17 protein-coding genes are annotated in these 18,091 nt (G+C 69.7%); all 17 read right to left on the bottom strand.

All coding sequences use genetic code 11. From position 1 onward, the window contains the following. Positions 1 to 272: 272 nt before the first annotated feature. Entirely contained in the window at positions 273 to 707 is a 435-nt protein-coding gene (gene nusB / locus ACH4TV_RS19435; protein ID WP_318318622.1) for a transcription antitermination factor NusB, read from the bottom strand. Positions 708 to 709: 2 nt separating this feature from the next. Continuing rightward, a complete protein-coding gene (efp, locus tag ACH4TV_RS19430) occupies positions 710 to 1,276 on the bottom strand; it encodes an elongation factor P (protein WP_398399563.1) in 567 nt (188 codons plus the stop codon). A 59-nt stretch (positions 1,277 to 1,335) separates the two neighbouring features. Then, positions 1,336 to 2,445, bottom strand: coding sequence for a M24 family metallopeptidase (locus ACH4TV_RS19425; protein WP_398399561.1), 1,110 nt, complete (start codon positions 2,443 to 2,445; stop codon positions 1,336 to 1,338). Between the two features lie 269 nt (positions 2,446 to 2,714). Then, positions 2,715 to 3,566, bottom strand: coding sequence for a Pro-rich N-terminal domain-containing protein (locus tag ACH4TV_RS19420; protein WP_398399559.1), 852 nt, complete (start codon positions 3,564 to 3,566; stop codon positions 2,715 to 2,717). A gap of 165 nt (positions 3,567 to 3,731) precedes the next feature. After that, positions 3,732 to 4,826, bottom strand: a complete 1,095-nt coding sequence (gene aroB, locus ACH4TV_RS19415) for a 3-dehydroquinate synthase (RefSeq protein WP_398399557.1) — start codon at positions 4,824 to 4,826, stop codon at positions 3,732 to 3,734. Continuing rightward, complete coding sequence (locus ACH4TV_RS19410; RefSeq protein WP_398399555.1) at positions 4,823 to 5,338, bottom strand: shikimate kinase; 516 nt, start codon at positions 5,336 to 5,338, stop codon at positions 4,823 to 4,825. Before ACH4TV_RS19410 ends, aroB begins: the two co-directional genes overlap by 4 nt. Next, a complete protein-coding gene (aroC, locus tag ACH4TV_RS19405) occupies positions 5,335 to 6,519 on the bottom strand; it encodes a chorismate synthase (protein WP_398399554.1) in 1,185 nt (394 codons plus the stop codon). Before aroC ends, ACH4TV_RS19410 begins: the two co-directional genes overlap by 4 nt. A gap of 189 nt (positions 6,520 to 6,708) precedes the next feature. Then, positions 6,709 to 7,563 (bottom strand): shikimate dehydrogenase, encoded by an 855-nt coding sequence (locus ACH4TV_RS19400; protein WP_398399552.1) that lies wholly within the window; start codon positions 7,561 to 7,563, stop codon positions 6,709 to 6,711. After that, a complete protein-coding gene (gene mltG, locus ACH4TV_RS19395; RefSeq protein WP_398399780.1) occupies positions 7,538 to 9,310 on the bottom strand; it encodes an endolytic transglycosylase MltG in 1,773 nt (590 codons plus the stop codon). The genes ACH4TV_RS19400 and mltG overlap by 26 nt, the downstream gene beginning before the upstream one ends. Before the next feature lie 125 nt (positions 9,311 to 9,435). Next, positions 9,436 to 9,900, bottom strand: coding sequence for a Holliday junction resolvase RuvX (gene ruvX, locus ACH4TV_RS19390; protein ID WP_398399778.1), 465 nt, complete (start codon positions 9,898 to 9,900; stop codon positions 9,436 to 9,438). Between the two features lie 17 nt (positions 9,901 to 9,917). Next, positions 9,918 to 12,590, bottom strand: a complete 2,673-nt coding sequence (alaS, locus tag ACH4TV_RS19385) for an alanine--tRNA ligase (RefSeq protein ID WP_398399550.1) — start codon at positions 12,588 to 12,590, stop codon at positions 9,918 to 9,920. Next, positions 12,590 to 12,949, bottom strand: a complete 360-nt coding sequence (locus ACH4TV_RS19380; protein ID WP_398399548.1) for a DUF6167 family protein — start codon at positions 12,947 to 12,949, stop codon at positions 12,590 to 12,592. Before ACH4TV_RS19380 ends, alaS begins: the two co-directional genes overlap by 1 nt. Before the next feature lie 8 nt (positions 12,950 to 12,957). Beyond that, entirely contained in the window at positions 12,958 to 13,404 is a 447-nt protein-coding gene (locus ACH4TV_RS19375) for a DUF948 domain-containing protein (RefSeq protein ID WP_398399776.1), read from the bottom strand. Positions 13,405 to 13,616: 212 nt separating this feature from the next. Next, positions 13,617 to 14,231: a 30S ribosomal protein S4 gene (rpsD, locus tag ACH4TV_RS19370; protein WP_318318612.1), complete on the bottom strand. Its 615-nt coding sequence runs from the start codon at positions 14,229 to 14,231 to the stop codon at positions 13,617 to 13,619. A 300-nt stretch (positions 14,232 to 14,531) separates the two neighbouring features. Continuing rightward, complete coding sequence (locus tag ACH4TV_RS19365; RefSeq protein ID WP_398399546.1) at positions 14,532 to 15,887, bottom strand: replication-associated recombination protein A; 1,356 nt, start codon at positions 15,885 to 15,887, stop codon at positions 14,532 to 14,534. Positions 15,888 to 15,931: 44 nt separating this feature from the next. Continuing rightward, positions 15,932 to 16,573, bottom strand: a complete 642-nt coding sequence (locus tag ACH4TV_RS19360) for a vitamin K epoxide reductase family protein (protein WP_398399774.1) — start codon at positions 16,571 to 16,573, stop codon at positions 15,932 to 15,934. Between the two features lie 245 nt (positions 16,574 to 16,818). Next, the gene (gene hisS / locus ACH4TV_RS19355) at positions 16,819 to 18,081 is read right to left on the bottom strand and encodes a histidine--tRNA ligase (protein ID WP_398399544.1); all 1,263 of its coding nucleotides are present in this window, start codon (positions 18,079 to 18,081) and stop codon (positions 16,819 to 16,821) included. Positions 18,082 to 18,091: the final 10 nt, after the last annotated feature.

Raw genomic sequence — 18,091 nt, 5'->3', positions numbered from 1 at the left:
CCGCGCGCCGCGCCGCCCCCCCCGAGGAGAACTGCCCCCGCCGCCCTCCGGCGGTTGAGCAGACCGGGGCCGCGGGGGGGGCCGGAACCTGTTGGTCCCGCCCACCCCGGCGGCTTTCTGCCGTCTTCTGAGGCCTCGCGGGCACCCCGGAGTCCCATGGCTCCTCAGCGCCCCTCGTTCCCCCTCTCAGCACCCCTTGTGGTCTTGTTGGTCATACGAACGCCGGTGGGCCCCAGCAATGTTGCTGGGGCCCACCGGCGTGTGCGTCGGGCTCAGACCTCGTCGCGGCGCAGCGAGGGCTTCAGGTCCTTGAACCTGCCGAGGAGGCCGTTGACGAACGAGGGCGACTCGTCCGTCGAGAACTCCTTCGCCAGCTGCACCATCTCGTCGAGGACGACGGCGTCCGGGGTCTCGTCGACCCAGATCAGCTCGTAGGCACCGAGGCGCAGGATGTTGCGGTCGACGACCGGCATCCTGTCGAGCGTCCAGCCGACCGAGTACTGCGCGATCAGCTCGTCGATGCGCCGCGCGTGCTGCGCGTAGCCCTCGACGAGCTGCATCGTGTACTCGCTGACCGGGGGCTGGCGGGTGTCGGCCCGGGAGAGCCGGATCCAGTCCCCGAGGACCGTCTGGACATCGGCCCCGCGCTGGTCGCCCTCGAAGAGGATCTGGAAGGCACGCTTGCGGGCCGTGTTGCGGGCAGCCACGGTTAGCTGTTCACCCGGCCGAGGTAGTCGCTCGTACGGGTGTCGACCTTGATCTTCTCACCGGTGGTGATGAAGAGCGGCACGTTGATCTGGTGGCCGGTCTCCAGCGTGGCCGGCTTGGTGCCGCCCGTGGAGCGGTCCCCCTGGACGCCCGGCTCGGTCTCCTGGATCACGAGCTCGACGGCGGCCGGCAGCTCGACGAAGAGCACCTCGCCCTCGTGCTGCGCGACCGTGGCAGTGAAGCCCTCGATCAGGAAGTTGGCGGCGTCGCCGACGGCCTTGCGGTCCACCATGAGCTGGTCGTAGGTCTCCATGTCCATGAAGACGAAGTACTCGCCGTCCATGTAGGAGAACTGCATGTCGCGCTTGTCGACAGTGGCCGTCTCGACCTTGACACCGGCGTTGAACGTCTTGTCGACGACCTTGCCGGAGAGCACGTTCTTGAGCTTGGTGCGCACGAAGGCAGGGCCCTTGCCGGGCTTGACGTGCTGGAACTCGACGACGGACCAGAGCTGGCCTCCGTCGAGCTTGAGTACCAGGCCGTTCTTGAGGTCGTTCGTGGAAGCCACGGTTGCGGAATCTCCTGGACTGACGTGGACGACCCCGGGGCAGACGCGACAGCTCGAAGCTAGAGCGCGAGCAGTTCCTTGGTCGTGATGGTAAGTAGCTCGGGTCCGCCGTCCGCCTCAGGGCGTACGACGAGCGTGTCATCGATCCGGACACCGCCCCGGCCCGGGAGGTGAACCCCCGGTTCGACGGTGACCGGCACGCAAGCGTCCAGTTTACCCATGGCCGCGGGTGAGAGCTGCGGGTCCTCGTCGATTTCGAGTCCGACACCGTGTCCGGTGAGCTCCGGAAGGCGGTCTGCGTAGCCCGCGGAGTCCAGTACCTGACGTGCCGCGCGGTCCACGTCACGGTAGGCGGCACCGGGTGTCAAAGCCTCCCGTCCAGCCCGCTGGGCTGCGAAGACGAGGTCGTACAGCTCGATCTGCCAGTCGGCCGGCGAGGTCCCGATGACGAACGTGCGGCCGATTTCGCAGCGGTAGCCGCGGTAGACGGCGCCCAGACAGACTGAGAGGAAGTCTCCCTCTTCCACCCGTCGATCGGTGGGCCGATGAGCCCGTCGGCCGGAATGCGGCCCGGTGGCGACGGAGGTCGCGAAGGCGGGCCCGTCGGCACCGTGATCGACGAGCCGCCGTTCCAGTTCGAGGGCGAGATGCCTCTCCGTACGCCCGACGAGAATGGACTCCAGCAGCTCGCCGAGCGCCTGGTCGGCGATCTCGGCGCCGATCCGCAGGCAGGAGATCTCCTCCTCGTCCTTGACCAGCCGCAGCTGCTCGACGGCGCCACCGAGGTCGGCGAGGCGCAGCCGGGGCGCGACCGACCCGATGGCCCGGTGCCTGGCCACGGTCAGATGGTGCTCCTCGACGGCCAGGGACTCGGCCCCCTGAGCGGCGGCGAGATCCGCGGCGGCGACGGCCGGATCGCCGCCGGACGCGGACAGCGCGTGCACACGCAGTGCCTCGTCCGGGCGGCTGCCCTCGGGGGGCCGGTCGTCCTCGGCCCCCACGCACACGAGCAGGTCCTCACGCTTTCCCAGCAGCAGTACGGCTCCCTGCGGGGCGGCGCCCGCCAGGTACCGCACATTGGCAGCCCGGGAGACCAGCGCTCCCGCACTGCCGCCCGCATGACACCGCTCCCTGAGCCGCGCTCTGCGCGCCGCGTACACCTCTGACATGCCCCGAGCGTAAGAGCGCGAACGACTCACCGCCGGTCGGAGAGGGCCGAGTGGGCGGTGTGCCCTCGAACGCCGGCCCAGGCATTTCAGCCCGTCCGGCGTTTGAGGACAAGGCCCGTTCAGGGCCGTAGCGGGGGTTCGGGGGCGCAGCCCCCGAGGATGGGAACGGGTAGGGGCGGCGGGGGCGATCACTCGTTCGGACCACCCGGCCACGGGGGCAGCCGCTCAACCCCCGGTGGGCACGCACCCGCAGCCCGGCATACCCTGCGCTACCACTTGGGCGGGCTGGCCAGCAGCCGCGCGAGTACGTCGTCCAGGACGCGGGCCGTCGCCGGTACGTCGAGTTGGGAGTTGTCGATGATCGGGAGGCCCGAGCCGTACCAGCCCGCCATCCGGCCGTGGATGCGGGCGACCTCCTCATCCGTGAGGCGGCGGTTTCCGGAGCGCTCGGCGTTGCGCTCCAGGACGATCTCCAGTCCGGGCAGCAGGACCACTGGCAGCAGCCCGGGTCCCACATGCCGCTTCCAGCCGCCCAGGCCGACCACCGGCCGGTCGGGGAAGACCGCGTCGTCGAGGATGCACGAGATGCCGTTGGCCAGGAAGTTGCGCGCGGCGAAACCGCAGGTGCGGCGGGCGAGACGATACTGCGCCTCGGAGTGGTCGTTCCACCCCGACTGCGGGTCGGCGAAGCCCGAGCGCACCCATTCGCGTACGTCGTCGAGGCTGATGTGCGCGGTGGGCACCCGGCGATGATCCGCCCAGTACTTCGCGACGCTGGTCTTCCCGGCGCCCGCGGGCCCGATCAGCAGCACGGCGAGGGGCGCGGAGGCCGGGTCGGGGGCACCCGTGGCGGGCGGCGGCCCCAGGGTCGGGACGAAGTCGCCCTGCGGGAGCTGCACATGGCCGGAGGTGTCCGGCACCGGGGCGTGCTGCGGGACGGGGGGATGCGGAGTCTGCGGCACCGGTCCCGAGGGGACGCCTCCGGTGTACACCGGTGCGGAACCCGGGTGCGCGCCCGGGTGTTGCTGGCCCGCGTGCGGTGCGGCCGACGACCAGTCGGCGGCCGGTCCTTGCCCCGGCTGGTGGGGCGGCGGCAGCGGAGACCCCACTGCGTGCTGCATCCGGTGCCACTCCATCTCGTACAGGCGATTGGCGCTGGCCGGCGGGGCACGAACCCCGCTCGCCACCGAACGGTACCGTCCCGGGCCGTCGTTTGGTGAACGGCCCGGAACGGCCCGAAGTGCCCGTCGCCACAGGCGAATCGGGCCAAGCGCCCATGCTGGGAGCTACTCCCCCACTTCGCCGTAGGCGGCGAGGAGCACGGCCGGGTCCGGTCCCTCAAGGACGGTCGGCTTGGCCAGTCCGTCCAGGACGATGAACCGCAGCAGATTGCCCCGCGACTTCTTGTCGACCTTCATCGTCTCCAGCAGCTTGGGCCACTGGTCGTAGCGGTAGTGCAGCGGCAGTCCGACGGACTCCAGGACCGTGCGGTGCCGGTCAGCCGTCGCGTCGTCCAACCGACCCGCGAGGCGGCCCAGTTCGGCCGCGAAGTGCATGCCGACGGAGACGGCCGCGCCGTGCCGCCACTGGTAGCGCTCGTTCTTCTCGATGGCGTGCGCGAGCGTGTGCCCGTAGTTGAGGATCTCGCGCAGGCCGGACTCCTTCAGGTCCGAAGAGACGACCTCCGCCTTCACCTTGATCGACCGCTCGATCAGTTCGGCGGTGTGCGGACCGGCCGGGCTGCGGGCGGCCTGCGGGTCGGACTCGATCAGCTCCAGGATCACCGGGTCGGCGATGAAACCGGCCTTGATGATCTCCGCGAGCCCGGACACGTAGTCGTGGACCGGGAGCGAGTCCAGCGCCGCGAGGTCGCACAGCACACCGGCGGGCGGGTGGAAGGAGCCGACGAGGTTCTTGCCCTCGGCGGTGTTGATGCCGGTCTTGCCGCCGACCGCCGCGTCCACCATCGCCAGCACCGTCGTGGGGATCGCGATCCAGCGCACCCCGCGCAGCCAGGTCGCGGCGACGAAGCCGGCCAGGTCGGTGGTCGAGCCGCCACCGACACCGACGATGACGTCGGTGCGGGTGAAGCCGGACTGGCCGAGCGCCTTCCAGCAGTAGGCCGCCACCTCCGCGGTCTTGGCCTCCTCCGCGTTCGGCACCTGGATGGCGACCGTCTCGAAGCCCTGGCCTGCCAGGTCGGCCCGCAGCGCCTCACCCGTGTCCGCGAGCGCCTCGGGATGGATCACCGCGACCCGCTGCGTCCTGGGCCCGATCAGCCCGCCGAGCTCCTCCAGGAGCCGGCGGCCGATCAGGACCTCGTACGGGTCGCTGCCCGCCGTGCCGCCGACCTGGATCCGCGTCACTGCCTCGCTGCTCATACCGACTTCAACTCCAGTGCGTCCAGGACAGCTTGGGTGACCTCTTCGGGCGTACGGCCATCGGTGGCGACGACCGCGTCGGCGACCTCCGTGTACAGCGGGCGGCGGGCCTCCATCAGCTCGCGCCACTGCCGGCGCGGGTTGACCGCGAGCAGCGGGCGCGCCGCGTTCAGACCGGTGCGCTGGACCGCTTCCTCGACGTCCATCGAGAGGTAGACGACGCGGTGCCCTGCCAGCAGCTTGCGGGTGTCCTCGTCGAGGATCGAGCCGCCGCCGAGGGCAAGGACGCCGTCGTGCTCGGCCAGCGCCCGCTGGACCGCCTGCTTCTCGACGGCCCGGAAGACCGGCTCACCCTCGTCGACGAAGATGTCGGCGATCGTCCGGCCCTGCTCGGCGACGATGTCGTCGTCGGTGTCCCGGTACGCGCTGCCGAGCCGCTCGGCCAGCAGCCGCCCGACGGTGGACTTGCCGACGCCCATCGGCCCGACCAGCACAATCTGCACCGCGCTCACCGGACGATCAGGTGTTCGAGGTAGGACTCCACATTGCGGCGCGTCTCGGGCACACTGTCGCCGCCGAACTTCTCCACCACCGCGTCAGCCAGGACGAGGGCCACCATCGCCTCGGCCACGATGCCGGCCGCCGGGACCGCACACACGTCGGAGCGCTGGTGGTGGGCCTGTGTCGCCTCGCCGGTCACCACGTCGACGGTCTGCAGGGCGCGCGGCACGGTCGCGATCGGCTTCATCGCCGCCCGTACGCGCAGCAGCTCACCCGTCGACAGGCCGCCCTCGGTGCCACCGGAACGCCCGGTGGCGCGCCGGATGCCGTCGGCCGTGGGCACGATCTCGTCGTGCGCCTTCGAACCCGGAACGCGCGCGAGGTCGAAGCCGTCACCGACCTCGACGCCCTTGATGGCCTGGATCCCCATCAGCGCGGCCGCCAGCCGGGCGTCGAGGCGCCGGTCCCAGTGCACATGTGAACCGAGGCCCACCGGCACCCCGTACGCCAGCACCTCCACCACACCACCGAGGGTGTCGCCGTCCTTGTGGGCCTGGTCGATCTCCGCGACCATCGCCTTCGACGCGTCCGCGTCCAGGCAGCGCACCGGGTCCGCGTCCAGCTTCTCCACGTCGGAGGGCTTGGGGTAGACGCCGTAGGGGGCCTTCGCCGCCGCCAGTTCGACAACGTGCGAGACGATCTCGATCCCGGCCGCGGCCTTCAGGAACGAACGAGCCACCGCACCCAGCGCCACCCGGGCCGCCGTCTCGCGCGCCGAGGCGCGCTCCAGGATCGGGCGGGCCTCGTCGAAGCCGTACTTCTGCATGCCGGCGAGGTCGGCGTGGCCGGGGCGGGGCCGGGTCAGCGGGGCGTTACGGGCGAGCCCGGCCAGGATCTCCGGATCCACCGGGTCGGCCGCCATCACCTGCTCCCACTTCGGCCACTCCGTGTTGCCCACCATCACCGCGACCGGCGAGCCCATCGACAGACCGTGCCGCACCCCGCCGAGGAAGGTGATCTGGTCCTGCTCGAACTTCATCCGGGCACCGCGCCCATAGCCGAGCCGTCGCCTCGCCAGGTGGTCCGCCACCAGTTCCGTGGTGATCGGCACGCCGGCGGGAAGGCCCTCCAACGTCGCGACGAGTGCGGGGCCGTGGGACTCCCCCGCGGTCAGCCAGCGCAACCTGCTCAACGGTGCTCCTCATACTCGCGCCCTGGTGCCGCCCTGCGTACGCGCGTCCTCGCGTACGGCGTCGGCGTGACCGGGTGCGCGGCCCTGGCCCGCCACCTCCGATCCTCCCACGTCCCGGCCGGCCACCTGGTCCCCGGTCCAGCAAGCGGACGCCAATCGCGATCGGGCGAGGGGACGGGAGCCGGAGGATCAGCGGTCGGCCAGTGCCTTCTCGCCCGCCCTGCGCATGGCGCCCAGCGGACCGGGGGTGTGCCCGGTCATCTGCTCCAGCTGGAGCACCGCCTGGTGCACGAGCAGGTCGAGTCCGCTGACCACGGCCCCGCCGTACGCCGACCAGCGCGCCGCCAGGTCGGTGGGCCAAGGGTGGTAGAGCACGTCGAAGAGGGTCGCGGGCCGTTCCGGGACGGCACCGGACAGCTCGTCCGTCGCCCCGGCCGGGGTGGTGGCGATCACCAGCGGGGCGTGCAGCGCCCGGGCCGCGTCCGCCCAGTCCGCCGTACGGACCTCGACGTCGAGGCGTTCGCCCCACTGCCGCATCTCGGCGGCCCGGGCCGCGCTGCGGACGTACACGACTACCTCGCCGGTGCAGATCCGGGCCAGTGCGGCGAGCGCGGAGGACGCGGTGGCGCCGGCGCCGAGGATGGCGGCGGATTCGACCTGTTCGATGCCGTGCTCGCGCAGGGCGCCCACGATCCCGGGGATGTCGGTGTTGTCGCCGACGCGCCGCCCGTCCGCGCCGAACACGACCGTGTTGACGGCCTCGACCGACCTGGCCGTCTCGCTGACCTCGTCGAGCAGCGGGATGACCGCCCGCTTCAGCGGCATGGTGAGCGACAACCCCGCCCACTCGGGCCCGAGTTGACCGAGGAAGGCCGGCAGCGCCGCCTCGTCGACCTCGAAGCGGTCGTACGTCCAGCCGGTGAGCCCCAGTTCGTCGTACCCGGCGCGGTGCAGCACCGGGGAGAGGGAGTGGGCGATGGGGGAACCGAGCACTGCGGCCCGGCGGCCCCCTCCGTGCTCAGCTGCCGCTGTTGCGTTGTGCATTGAATTGCCGGACCAACTCTTCGTGTTCGGACAGGGTCTTCGTGAACTTCGTCGTCTTGCCGTCGAGCGAGATGAAGAACATCCATCCGCCGGTGTCAGGATTCAGCGTGGCCTTCATCGCGTCATCGCTGGGATTTCCGATCGGACCAGGCGGCAGACCCCGGTGGAAGTAGGTGTTGTACGGGTCGTCGTCGTTTCTGATTTCCGACGTCGAAATATCGATTTTGCTCTGGCCCTTGAGATAGTTGTACGTCGAGTCGAATTCGAGCTTCTGGTTGGTGGTGTAGTTCGACGTCTTCAGGCGGTTGTAGACAACAGCGGCCATCTTCTTGTAGTCGTCGTGGGTCACACCCTCGGCCTGGACGAGGCTCGCGACCGTGAGGACCTGCAGCGGGCTGTCGAGGTCGAGCTCCTTGGCCTTCGCTTCGAGCTCGAGCGCGTTGTACTTCGCGGCGGCCTGCGTGACCATTTCCTTCAGGACTTCCGCGGGTTTCATGCCCTTGGCTGCGGGATAGGTCGACGGGTAAAGGAAACCTTCCAGCGGGTCCTTGATGTCCCCGTTGTCGTTCGCCCAGTCCGGAAGTCCGAGGCTCTTGTAATCCTCCTTGGCGACCTTCGCAGTCGTACCGGAGGAGAGCCCCAACTGCTTGTCGATCTTCGCGTAGACCTGGACGTTGCGCAGTCCGGGGGCGACCACCAGATTGCTCTGACTCTTGGGGTCGAGCATCATCGCGACGGCACTCTTGGCCGACATCTCCTTGTTCAGGAGATAGACGCCCGCCTGGATTGTCTTTCCCTCAGGATTATCCGACTGGGCGGCCACAAAGGCGTCGACACTCTTGACGACACCTTTGTCCTTCAGCGCTTGGGCGATCTCGTAGCCGCCCGCGCCCTTGGGGATCTCGACGGTCACCGTCGCGCTCGTGCCGTCGCCCGCATAGTCGGGAGCCGGGCCGAAACGATTTTGGTAGAACTGGTAGCCGAAGTAGGTGATTCCGGCGATACCGCCGCCGAACACCAGGACGACCACCAGGCAGGCGGTTCCGCTGCGGCCTTTCTTGCTCTTGCCGCTCTTGCCCCCCTTCCCGGCCTTGCCGCCGTCCCTGTCCTTCCGCTCGCCGCGGCCCCGGCGCCCCTCCGCCTCGTCGTCGGGCTCGTCCTCGTCATCGTCGCCGCCCGTGAAGAAGGCGTGCTCGCCCTGGTCCGGACCGGGGTCCCAGTCGGTCGACGTTCCGGCTTCCGGCTCGGCGCGACGCCGGGCCGGCGGCTCCGGCGGCGGGTACGCGTCGGGCGTGCCGTAGTAGTCGGGCTGCTCGCCGCCGTACGCGGCGGCCTGCTGGGCGTACGGGTCCGCGGGATCGGCGGTGTACGGGACCTGCCCCTGCGGGCCGGCGTCCCAGCCGCCGCCCGCGTACTGCTGCGGGCCCGGATCCACGTACTGCTGGTGGGCCTGCTCACCGTACTGCTGCTGATATTGCTGCTGGCCCTGCTGCGGGTAGTGCTGCTGCTGGGCCTGCTGCGGGTACTGCTGGTACTGCTGCTGCGCCTGACCGTAGGCGGCCTGCTGGCCGTCGGTGCCCCAGTCGCCGTACTGCGGCTGCTGCGGCTGCTGCGGGTAGTGCTGCGGCTGGCCGCCGTAGGTGGACTGGTCGGCCGGAGCCTGCTGTCCTTCCCATCCGCCGTCCCCGTACAACGGGTCCTCCGGATTCCACGGTTCGGAGCCTGGGCCCCGGCCATACTCAGTCATCGATCCCCTAGAGCCGCGAGGCGGCCGATCACGCGGCCCCCACATCGCCGCTACCGTTCCGCCTCTTACTGTGCGGCTACTGTTCGAACAGAGCCACAATCGCGCGGAACGTTACCGTATCGCGATCAGATGACCACTTCGACGCCCTCGCCGGGTGCTTTACCTGACACCCTTTCGGATTCCAGGGCCTGTTGAAGGATGATCACGGCCGCGGCCTGGTCAATGACCGATCTGCCCTTTTTCGATTTCACGCCCGAGGCACGCAGTCCCTGACTGGCCGTCACCGTCGTCATTCGCTCGTCCACCAGGCGCACCGGGACCGGGGCGATCAGCCGGGCCAGCTCCTGGGTGAAGCCGCGGACCTTCACCGCGGCGGGGCCCTCGCCCCCCTTGAGGGAGCGAGGGAGACCGACGATGACCTCGATGGGTTCGTACTCGTCGACGAGTTGCTTCAGCCTGCGGTGAGCTGCGGGAACGTCCCGCCCGGGGACCGTCTCCACCGGAGTGGCGAGGATCCCGTCGGGGTCGCACGAGGCGACCCCGATCCGGGCGTCCCCGACGTCGATCGCGAGCCTACGGCCGCTACGCATGACGCGTTCGTCGTCGCTCACTTGGCCGTTTCCGCCACAAGGCGCTCGACGGCGTCGGCGGCCTCACCGACGGCGGTCGGATTCTGGCCACCGCCCTGGGCGACGTCCGGCTTGCCGCCACCGCCGCCACCGAGGGTCTTGGCGGCCGTACGGACCAGATCGCCGGCCTTGAGACCGCGCTCGCGGGCGGCCTCGTTGGTGGCGATGACCGTCAGCGGCTTGTTGTTGGCCACGGTGAACAGGGCGACCACGGCGGCCCGGTCACCGGGGATACGGCCCCGCACGTCGAGGACCAGCCGGCGCAGGTCGTCCGGGGTCGTGCCGTCCGGGACCTGGCCGGTGACGAGAGCGACACCGCGTACGTCCTTGGCACCCTGGGCGAGACCGGCGGCGGCCTGAAGAACCTTCTCGGCGCGGAACTTCTCGATCTCCTTCTCGGCGTCCTTCAGCTTGCCGAGCATGGCCGAAACCTTCTCCGGAAGCTCCTCCGGACGGCCCTTGACCAACTCCTGGAGCTGGGCGACGACCGTGTGCTCCCGGGCCAGGAAGTTGTAGGCGTCCACCCCGACCAGGGCCTCGATACGCCGCACGCCGGAGCCGATGGACGACTCGCCGAGCAGCTTGACCAGGCCGAGCTGGGCGGTGTTGTGGACGTGGGTGCCGCCGCACAGCTCCTTGGAGAAGTCGCCGATCGTCACGACGCGCACGCGCTCGCCGTACTTCTCGCCGAACTCGGCGATGGCGCCCTGCTTCTTGGCCTCGTCGAGGCTGAGGATCTCGGCGCTCACATCGAGGTCGCGGGCGAGCACCTCGTTGATCTGCTGCTCGACGTCGGTCATCACGGCCGTCGGAACGGCGGACGGGGAGCCGAAGTCGAAGCGGAAGCGGCCGGGCTGGTTCTCGGAACCGGCCTGGGCGGCCGTCGGGCCGAGGGCGTCGCGCAGGGCCTGGTGCGTGAGGTGCGTGGCCGAGTGGGCGCGGGCGATGGCCTTGCGGCGGCGCACGTCGATGGCGGCCTGGGCCTTGGCACCGACGGTCACCTCCCCGACCTGGACGACGCCCTTGTGGACGTACACCCCGGGAACCGGCTTCTGGCAGTCGCGGATCTCGATGACGGCACCGGTGTCGATCCTGATGCGCCCGGTGTCGCCGATCTGACCGCCGCCCTCGGCGTAGAACGGGGTCCGGTCGAGGACGATCTCGACCTCGTCGCCCTCGGTGGCGGCCGGGGAGGAGACACCGTCGACCAGAATGCCGACGACCGTCGACTCGCCCTCGGTGCGGTCGTACCCGACGAACTCGGTCTCACCGGCGGCGTCGGCGATCTCGCGGTAGGCGCCCAGGTCGGCATGGCCGGTCTTCTTGGCCCTGGCGTCGGCCTTGGCGCGATCCCGCTGTTCCTTCATCAGGCGCCGGAAGCCGTCCTCGTCCACGGAAAGGCCCTGTTCGGCGGCCATTTCGAGGGTGAGGTCGATCGGGAAGCCCCAGGTGTCGTGGAGCAGGAAGGCCTTGTCACCGGCGAGGACCTGGCCGCCGGCGGCCTTGGTCTCCGTGACGGCGGTGTCGAGGATGTTGGTGCCGCCCTTGAGGGCCTTGAGGAAGGCGGCTTCCTCGGCGAGGGCCACGGTCTCGATGCGCTTGCGGTCGGTGACGAGCTCCGGGTACTGCTGGCCCATCATGGCGATCACGACATCGATGAGGTCCTGGACGACCAGGCCCGTGGCGCCGAGCAGACGCATGTTGCGGATGGCGCGGCGCATGATGCGGCGCAGCACATAGCCGCGGCCCTCGTTGCCGGGCGAGACGCCGTCGCCGATGAGCATCACGGCGGTGCGGATGTGGTCGGTGACCACGCGCAGGGAGACATCGGAGGCGTGGGCGTCGCCGTAGCGGACGCCGGTCAGTTCGGTGGCCTTGTCGATGACGGCCATGGAGGTGTCGATCTCGTACAGGTTCTGCACGCCCTGCAGGATCATGGCGAGGCGCTCCAGGCCGAGGCCCGTGTCGATGTTCTTGCTCGGCAGGTCGCCGAGGATCTCGAAGTCCTCCTTCGAGGTGCCCTCGCCCCGCTCGTACTGCATGAAGACGAGGTTCCAGATCTCCACGTACCGCTCGTCGTTGACGGCCGGGCCGCCCTCGACGCCGAACTCCGGGCCGCGGTCGTAGTTGATCTCGGAGCAGGGTCCACAGGGCCCGGGGACGCCCATGGACCAGTAGTTGTCCTTCTTGCCGAGGCGCTGGATGCGCTCGGCGGGGACACCGATCTTGTCGCGCCAGATCGACTCGGCCTCGTCGTCGTCCAGGTAGACCGTGATCCACAGGCGCTCCGGGTCGAGCCCGTAACCACCCTTGTCCTGGGGCGAGGTGAGCAGCTCCCAGGCGTAGGCGATGGCGCCTTCCTTGAAGTAGTCACCGAAGGAGAAGTTGCCGCACATCTGGAAGAACGTGCCGTGCCGGGTGGTCTTGCCGACCTCTTCGATGTCCGGGGTGCGGACGCACTTCTGCACGCTGGTGGCGCGCGACCACAGCGGCTTGACCTCACCGAGGAAATACGGCTTGAAGGGGACCATGCCCGCGTTGACCAGAAGCAGAGTCGGGTCGTCCGCGATGAGCGACGCCGAAGGAACGACGGTGTGACCGCGCTCCTCGTAGAAGCTCAGCCAGCGGCGACGAATTTCAGCCGACTCCATCAGTGGTCCTCATTCCGGTTGTACGGGTGGGTGTTGTCCAGCATCCCGTAGTGCTTCTCATCGTGCTTCTGGTTTTCCGGCCCGCGGTCGAGGGCGGCGAGGCGCCGCTGCGGGGGCAGGCCGCGGCCCGGGGGTGCGGCGATCCCGAGGGCCTCGCCCAGCTCTGCCTCGCGCTGGGCCATCCCGGCCCGCACGTCGAGGGCGAAGTCCTTGACCCGGTGCCCGGCCTCGATCGCCTTGTTGGCGGCCTGCGCGGCCAGGTGCTCGGGGGTCAGCTGCCGGATCTTGCGGTTGACCTTGGTGGTGGCCCACACACCGGCCGCGGCACCCGCGGTGAACCAGAACGTACGGCGGAACATCGCGGGGTTCAGCCCTTCTGCCTGCGGCGCTTCGAGCCCTTCGGCGCCGGGACGGTACGGCCGACGATGACCGTGCGCCGGGCCCGCTCGGGTGCGGGTGCCTCGTCGGTGTGGTTACGGCTCATCGCCCGGCGTACGCCGTAGCCGAACGCGGCGACCTTGACGAGCGGGCCGCCGAAGGTCGAGGCGACGGTGGTGGACAGCGCCGACGCGTTGGAGGTGACCTCCTGGACGTCGGTGGCGATGGCGTCGACCCGGTCGATCTGGGTCTGTGCGGAGCGCACCGCCTGGGAGGCGTCGGCCAGTAGCGGCACGGCCTGTTCCGTCACCTCCGCCACCAGCTTGGTGGTCGCCCTGAGCGTCTGGGCCAGCCTCACCAGCGCCACAGCGAGGAAGGAGACCAGAATCGCCCAGAAGACGGCCACCAGGATCCCGGCAACCTCTCCACCGGTCACACCGCACCGCTCTCTGCGCTCGTCGATCACTTGGGTTCTGGGTACTTCGAAAACCGTCTCCGACCCTATCGCGCCGGAGGCGGCCCCCCGCACCGGACAAGGGGTCCACGGACGGGTCGTCGTACGCGAAAGCCCGCCGCTCCCCACCGGTGAAGGGGGGAGGCGACGGGCCGAGGCGCGAAGCCGGTGGTGCAGGTACCGCGACCGCTGGATCAGCGGGCGTAGTACTCGACGACGAGCTGCTCGTCGCAGATCACCGGGATCTCCTTGCGGTTCGGCTCGCGGTCCAGGCGGAACGCCAGGGCGCCGAGGTTCACCTGGAGGTAGCGCGGGGTCTCGCCGTCGGGGGCGAAGCCACCGGCGCGGGAAACCTCGAACAGCGTCTTGCTGCGGCTGCGCTCGCGGACCATCACGACGTCGTCGGGACGGACACGGAACGACGGCTTGTCGACCTTCTGGCCGTTGACCTCGATGTGGCCGTGGACGACCATCTGGCGGGCCTGGTAGATCGTGCGGGCGATGCCCGAACGCAGGACCAGCGCGTCAAGACGACGCTCGAGCTCGATGACCAGGGCCTCACCGGTCTTGCCCTGAGTCTTGGCGGCACGCTCGTAGGCGCGGACGAGCTGGCGCTCGGACACGTCGTACTGCGCGCGCAGACGCTGCTTCTCCAGCAGACGGACCTTGTAGTCCGAGTTCTGCTTGCGGCCACGACCGTGCTCACCCGGCGGGTAGGGACGGGCCTCGAAGTACTTGACGGCCTTCGGGGTCAGCGCGATGCCGAGGGCACGCGACTTCTTGACCTTGGGGCGGGGCTGGTTAGCCACTTCTTTTCCTTTTCCTTTTCGGCTGCCTCAGGGTTACGGGAGGTCGCATCCGCAGCCGGGGATTCCCGGCAGGTCCACGAGGGACTTGCCAGGCAGCCGTTCCCCTGTGCTGGGCACATACGTGCAGCACACGAACGGCCCACCGACCGTTCCCGGAACCCCGGGTGGTGGTGGGCTGCCCGCGACACCTACGAAGGTGCGCGACGCTCCTGGATCAGAAGATCCGGCTGGATGTCCCGCCTGAGGCGCCGACCGAGGTCGGACACGGGACGCAGCACTGCGCAGGATTCTACAGCGTGTTCAGGACCGCTTGCGACCGAGGTGTTTCCTGGTCCACTCGACCGCGTCCGCGTACCGGGCCTCGGCTCCGTGCCGGGTCGGTTCGTAGTACTCGCGGTCCTTGAGCTCTTCCGGGGCGTACTGCTGCGCGGCGATGCCTTCGGGCAGGTCGTGCGGGTACACGTACCCCTGCGCGTGGCCGAGTTTGGCGGCGCCCTTGTAGTGCCCGTCGCGCAGGTGCATCGGCACGGATCCCGCGTGGCCTTTGCGTACGTCCGCCATGGCGGCGCCGATCGCCATGGTCGCGGCGTTGGACTTGGGGGCCAGGGCGAGGGCGATGGTGGCGTGGCTGAGGGTGAGCGCGGCCTCCGGGAAGCCGATCAGGGCGACCGCCTGGGCGGCGGCGACGGCTATCGGCAGGGCGTTCGGGTCGGCGAGGCCGATGTCCTCGCTGGCGGAGATCATCAGGCGGCGGGCGATGAAGCGGGGATCCTCGCCGGCCTCGATCATGCGGGCGAGGTAGTGCAGCGCCGCGTCGACGTCCGAGCCCCGGATGGACTTGATGAGGGCGCTGGCCACGTCGTAGTGCTGGTCGCCGTCACGGTCGTACTTCACGGCCGCCCGGTCGACGGTCTCCTCCAGGGTCTGGAGGGTGACCTCCGCTTCGCCCTTGTCGAGCGCGGCACCGGCGGCTGCCTCCAGGGCGGTCAGGGCCCGGCGGGCGTCTCCACCGGCGATCCGCAGCAGGTGTTCCTCGGCGTCCTCGGGGAGGGTGAGGGCGCTCTTGAGGCCACGCTCGTCGGCGACCGCGCGGCGCAGCAGGGCGCGCAGGTCGTCGTCCGTGAGGGGTTCGAGGGTGAGGAGGAGGGAGCGGGAGAGGAGGGGCGAGATGATGGAGAAGTACGGGTTCTCCGTGGTCGCCGCGATCAGGGTCACCCAGCGGTTCTCGACGGCGGGGAGCAGGGAGTCCTGCTGGGCCTTGCTGAAGCGGTGGATCTCGTCGAGGAAGAGGACGGTCTCCTTGCCGAAGCCGCCGGTGGCGCGGCGGGCCCCGTCGATGACCGCGCGGACCTCCTTGACGCCCGCGGTGATCGCCGACAACTCGACGAAGCGCTTGTTGGTGGCCTTCGAGACGACGTACGCCAGAGTGGTCTTGCCGGTGCCCGGCGGTCCCCAGAGGATCACGGAGGACGGTCCGGCAGGCCCGCCGCCGCTCTCGCCGACGAGCCTGCGCAGGGGCGACCCGGGCTTCAGCAGATGCTGCTGGCCCACGACCTCGTCGAGGACACGGGGACGCATCCGCACGGCCAGGGGGCTTCCGGACGGGTCCTTCTCCTGGCGTGCTTCTGCTGCTGCGGTGAACAGGTCGGGCTCCACGCACAAAACCCTATGTCACCCCACTGACAATGCCTGCGGCGCTGTCAGCTGGTCCAGAAGTCCCACCAGCGGGTCAGGATCAGCATCCCGATGATGCCGATGTGCAGGACCGGCACCACCCAGGTGAACTCGCCGAAGAAGCTCTTGAGCCACTTCGGCGCCGGGATGAAGCCGTTCCTGACGTTGAACGAGGTCACGTACCAGAACATGATGATCGTCGCGACCCACGCCAGCGAGCACCACAGGCACAGCGCGTTGATCCGGTACAGGGACTGGAACTGGAGCCAGGTGCAGAATCCGACGCCGAAGGCGGTGCCCGCGTTGAGGGTGAGCCAGTACCAGCGCGGGAAGCGGGCCCTGCCGAGCAGGCTCATGCCGACGCAGATGACGATGCCGTAGGCGACGAGGCCGAGCATCGGGTTCGGGAACCCGAAGGCCGCGGCCTGCTTGCTCTCCATCACGCTGCCGCAGGACACGACGGGATTGAGGCTGCAACCGGGCGTGAACGTCTTGCCCTCGACCTTGGCTTCCAGCAGCTTGAACTTGTCGATCGTGATGACCCACGCGGCGAGCAGCCCGGCCGCACCGGTGAGCACCAGCATCAGCGCGAACGCACGGCTGCCGCCCACGGAGCGCGAGGTCTCGGCGGGGGGATCGGGCTGGTCGGTGGAGACGCCGTCCTTCATCACTGTCGTCCTCATCACGCCGTTCCGTTGCATCGAGGGGGGCTGGCGGGCACCGACATTGTGCCGCACGCGGGTGCGTGTCCACCGTTCGGTGGACATAAGGAGGCACCCACGGCACCGCGGAGATCCTCCAGGTCAAACGGCCCCGGACGCGCGCGTGACGCTCACGTGTGGGAGTCGTCCGGCAGGGGGCGAATCCACACCCGCGCTGTTGACGGTCCGCGAAACGCGCGCCGGCCCACCTGTCAGCCGAGCCGCGACTCCAGCTCCGCCACGATCTCGTTCACGCCGATCGCCGTCTGCTCCCCGGACTCCATGTCCTTGAGCTGGACCACGCCCTCCGCGAGGTCCCGCTCACCGGCGACGATCGTGTAACGCGCCCCGCTCCGGTTCGCGTTCTTCATCGCCCCCTTCAACCCCTTCGCCCCGTACGAGAAGTCCGCCGCGACCCCCACCTTGCGCAGCTCCGTGACCTTCGTGAACAGCACCCGCCGGGCCTCCTCGCCCAGCGGCACCGCGAACACGCTTGTCGCGGACGGGAGTTCGAGCTCCACGCCCTCCGCCTCCAGGGCAAGGACCGTACGGTCGACGCCCAGCGCCCAGCCCACCGACGGCAGCGCCGGGCCGCCGATCATCTCGGACAGGCCGTCGTAGCGCCCGCCACCGCCCACCGCGGACTGCGAGCCCAGTCCGTCGTGGACGAACTCGAAGGTCGTACGGGTGTAGTAGTCCAGGCCGCGGACCAGCTTCGCGTCGTCCTCGAATTCGACGCCCTGGGCCACCAGCAGGGACCGCACTTCCTCGTGGTACGCCTTGCACGCGTCGCACAGGTAGTCCCGCAGCAGCGGCGCCCCCACCAGCTGCTTCTGGACGTCGTCGCGCTTGTCGTCCAGTACGCGCAGCGGGTTGATGCCGGCCCGGCGCTGCGTCTCCTCGTCCAGGTCGAGGCCGCTCAGGAAGTCCTGCAGCGCGGCCCGGTACACCGGCCGGCACTCCTTGTCCCCCAGCGAGTTCAGGAGGATGCGGAAGTTCCTGAGCCCCAGCGCCCGGTACGCCTGGTCCGCCAGGATGATCAGCTCGGCGTCCAGCGCCGGGTCCTCCGCGCCGATCGCCTCCGCGCCCACCTGCGAGAAGTGCCGGTAACGGCCCTTCTGGGGGCGCTCGTAGCGGTAGTACGAGCCCGAGTACCAGAGCTTGACCGGGAGGTTGCCCAGCTTGTGGAGGTTGGCCTCCAGCGCCGCGCGCAGCACCGACGCCGTGCCCTCGGGGCGCAGGGCCAGCCTGTCGCCGCCCTTGGTCTCGAAGGCGTACATCTCCTTCGTCACGATGTCCGTCGACTCACCGACGCCCCGGGCGAACAGTTCGACGTTCTCGAAGCCCGGTGTCTCGATGTAGCCGTAGCCGGAGTTCCGCAGCGGCGCGGCGATGGCTTCCCGTACCGCCAGGTACTTCGCGCTCTCCGGCGGGATCAGGTCGTACGTGCCCTTGGGGGCCTTGAAGGTGCTCACGGGTCTCTCG

Source organism: Streptomyces sp. NPDC020898, from assembly GCF_044333925.1.
Classification (GTDB): domain Bacteria; phylum Actinomycetota; class Actinomycetes; order Streptomycetales; family Streptomycetaceae; genus Streptomyces.
The sequence above is the reverse complement of the archived record's forward strand: the minus strand, read 5'-3'. Positions and strand labels throughout refer to the sequence as shown.

What these genes read in the sequence shown, in the direction of transcription:
- aroB (WP_398399557.1), bottom strand. Translation starts at nt 4,826, where the DNA reads ATGAGCAGCGAGGCAGTGACGCGGATCCAGGTCGGCGGCACGGCGGGC.
- ACH4TV_RS19425 (WP_398399561.1), bottom strand. Translation starts at nt 2,445, where the DNA reads ATGTCAGAGGTGTACGCGGCGCGCAGAGCGCGGCTCAGGGAGCGGTGT.
- ACH4TV_RS19420 (WP_398399559.1), bottom strand. Translation starts at nt 3,566, where the DNA reads ATGCAGCACGCAGTGGGGTCTCCGCTGCCGCCGCCCCACCAGCCGGGG.
- ACH4TV_RS19400 (WP_398399552.1), bottom strand. Translation starts at nt 7,563, where the DNA reads ATGCACAACGCAACAGCGGCAGCTGAGCACGGAGGGGGCCGCCGGGCC.
- alaS (WP_398399550.1), bottom strand. Translation starts at nt 12,590, where the DNA reads ATGGAGTCGGCTGAAATTCGTCGCCGCTGGCTGAGCTTCTACGAGGAG.
- ACH4TV_RS19360 (WP_398399774.1), bottom strand. Translation starts at nt 16,573, where the DNA reads ATGAAGGACGGCGTCTCCACCGACCAGCCCGATCCCCCCGCCGAGACC.
- mltG (WP_398399780.1), bottom strand. Translation starts at nt 9,310, where the DNA reads ATGACTGAGTATGGCCGGGGCCCAGGCTCCGAACCGTGGAATCCGGAG.
- ACH4TV_RS19380 (WP_398399548.1), bottom strand. Translation starts at nt 12,949, where the DNA reads ATGTTCCGCCGTACGTTCTGGTTCACCGCGGGTGCCGCGGCCGGTGTG.
- ruvX (WP_398399778.1), bottom strand. Translation starts at nt 9,900, where the DNA reads ATGCGTAGCGGCCGTAGGCTCGCGATCGACGTCGGGGACGCCCGGATC.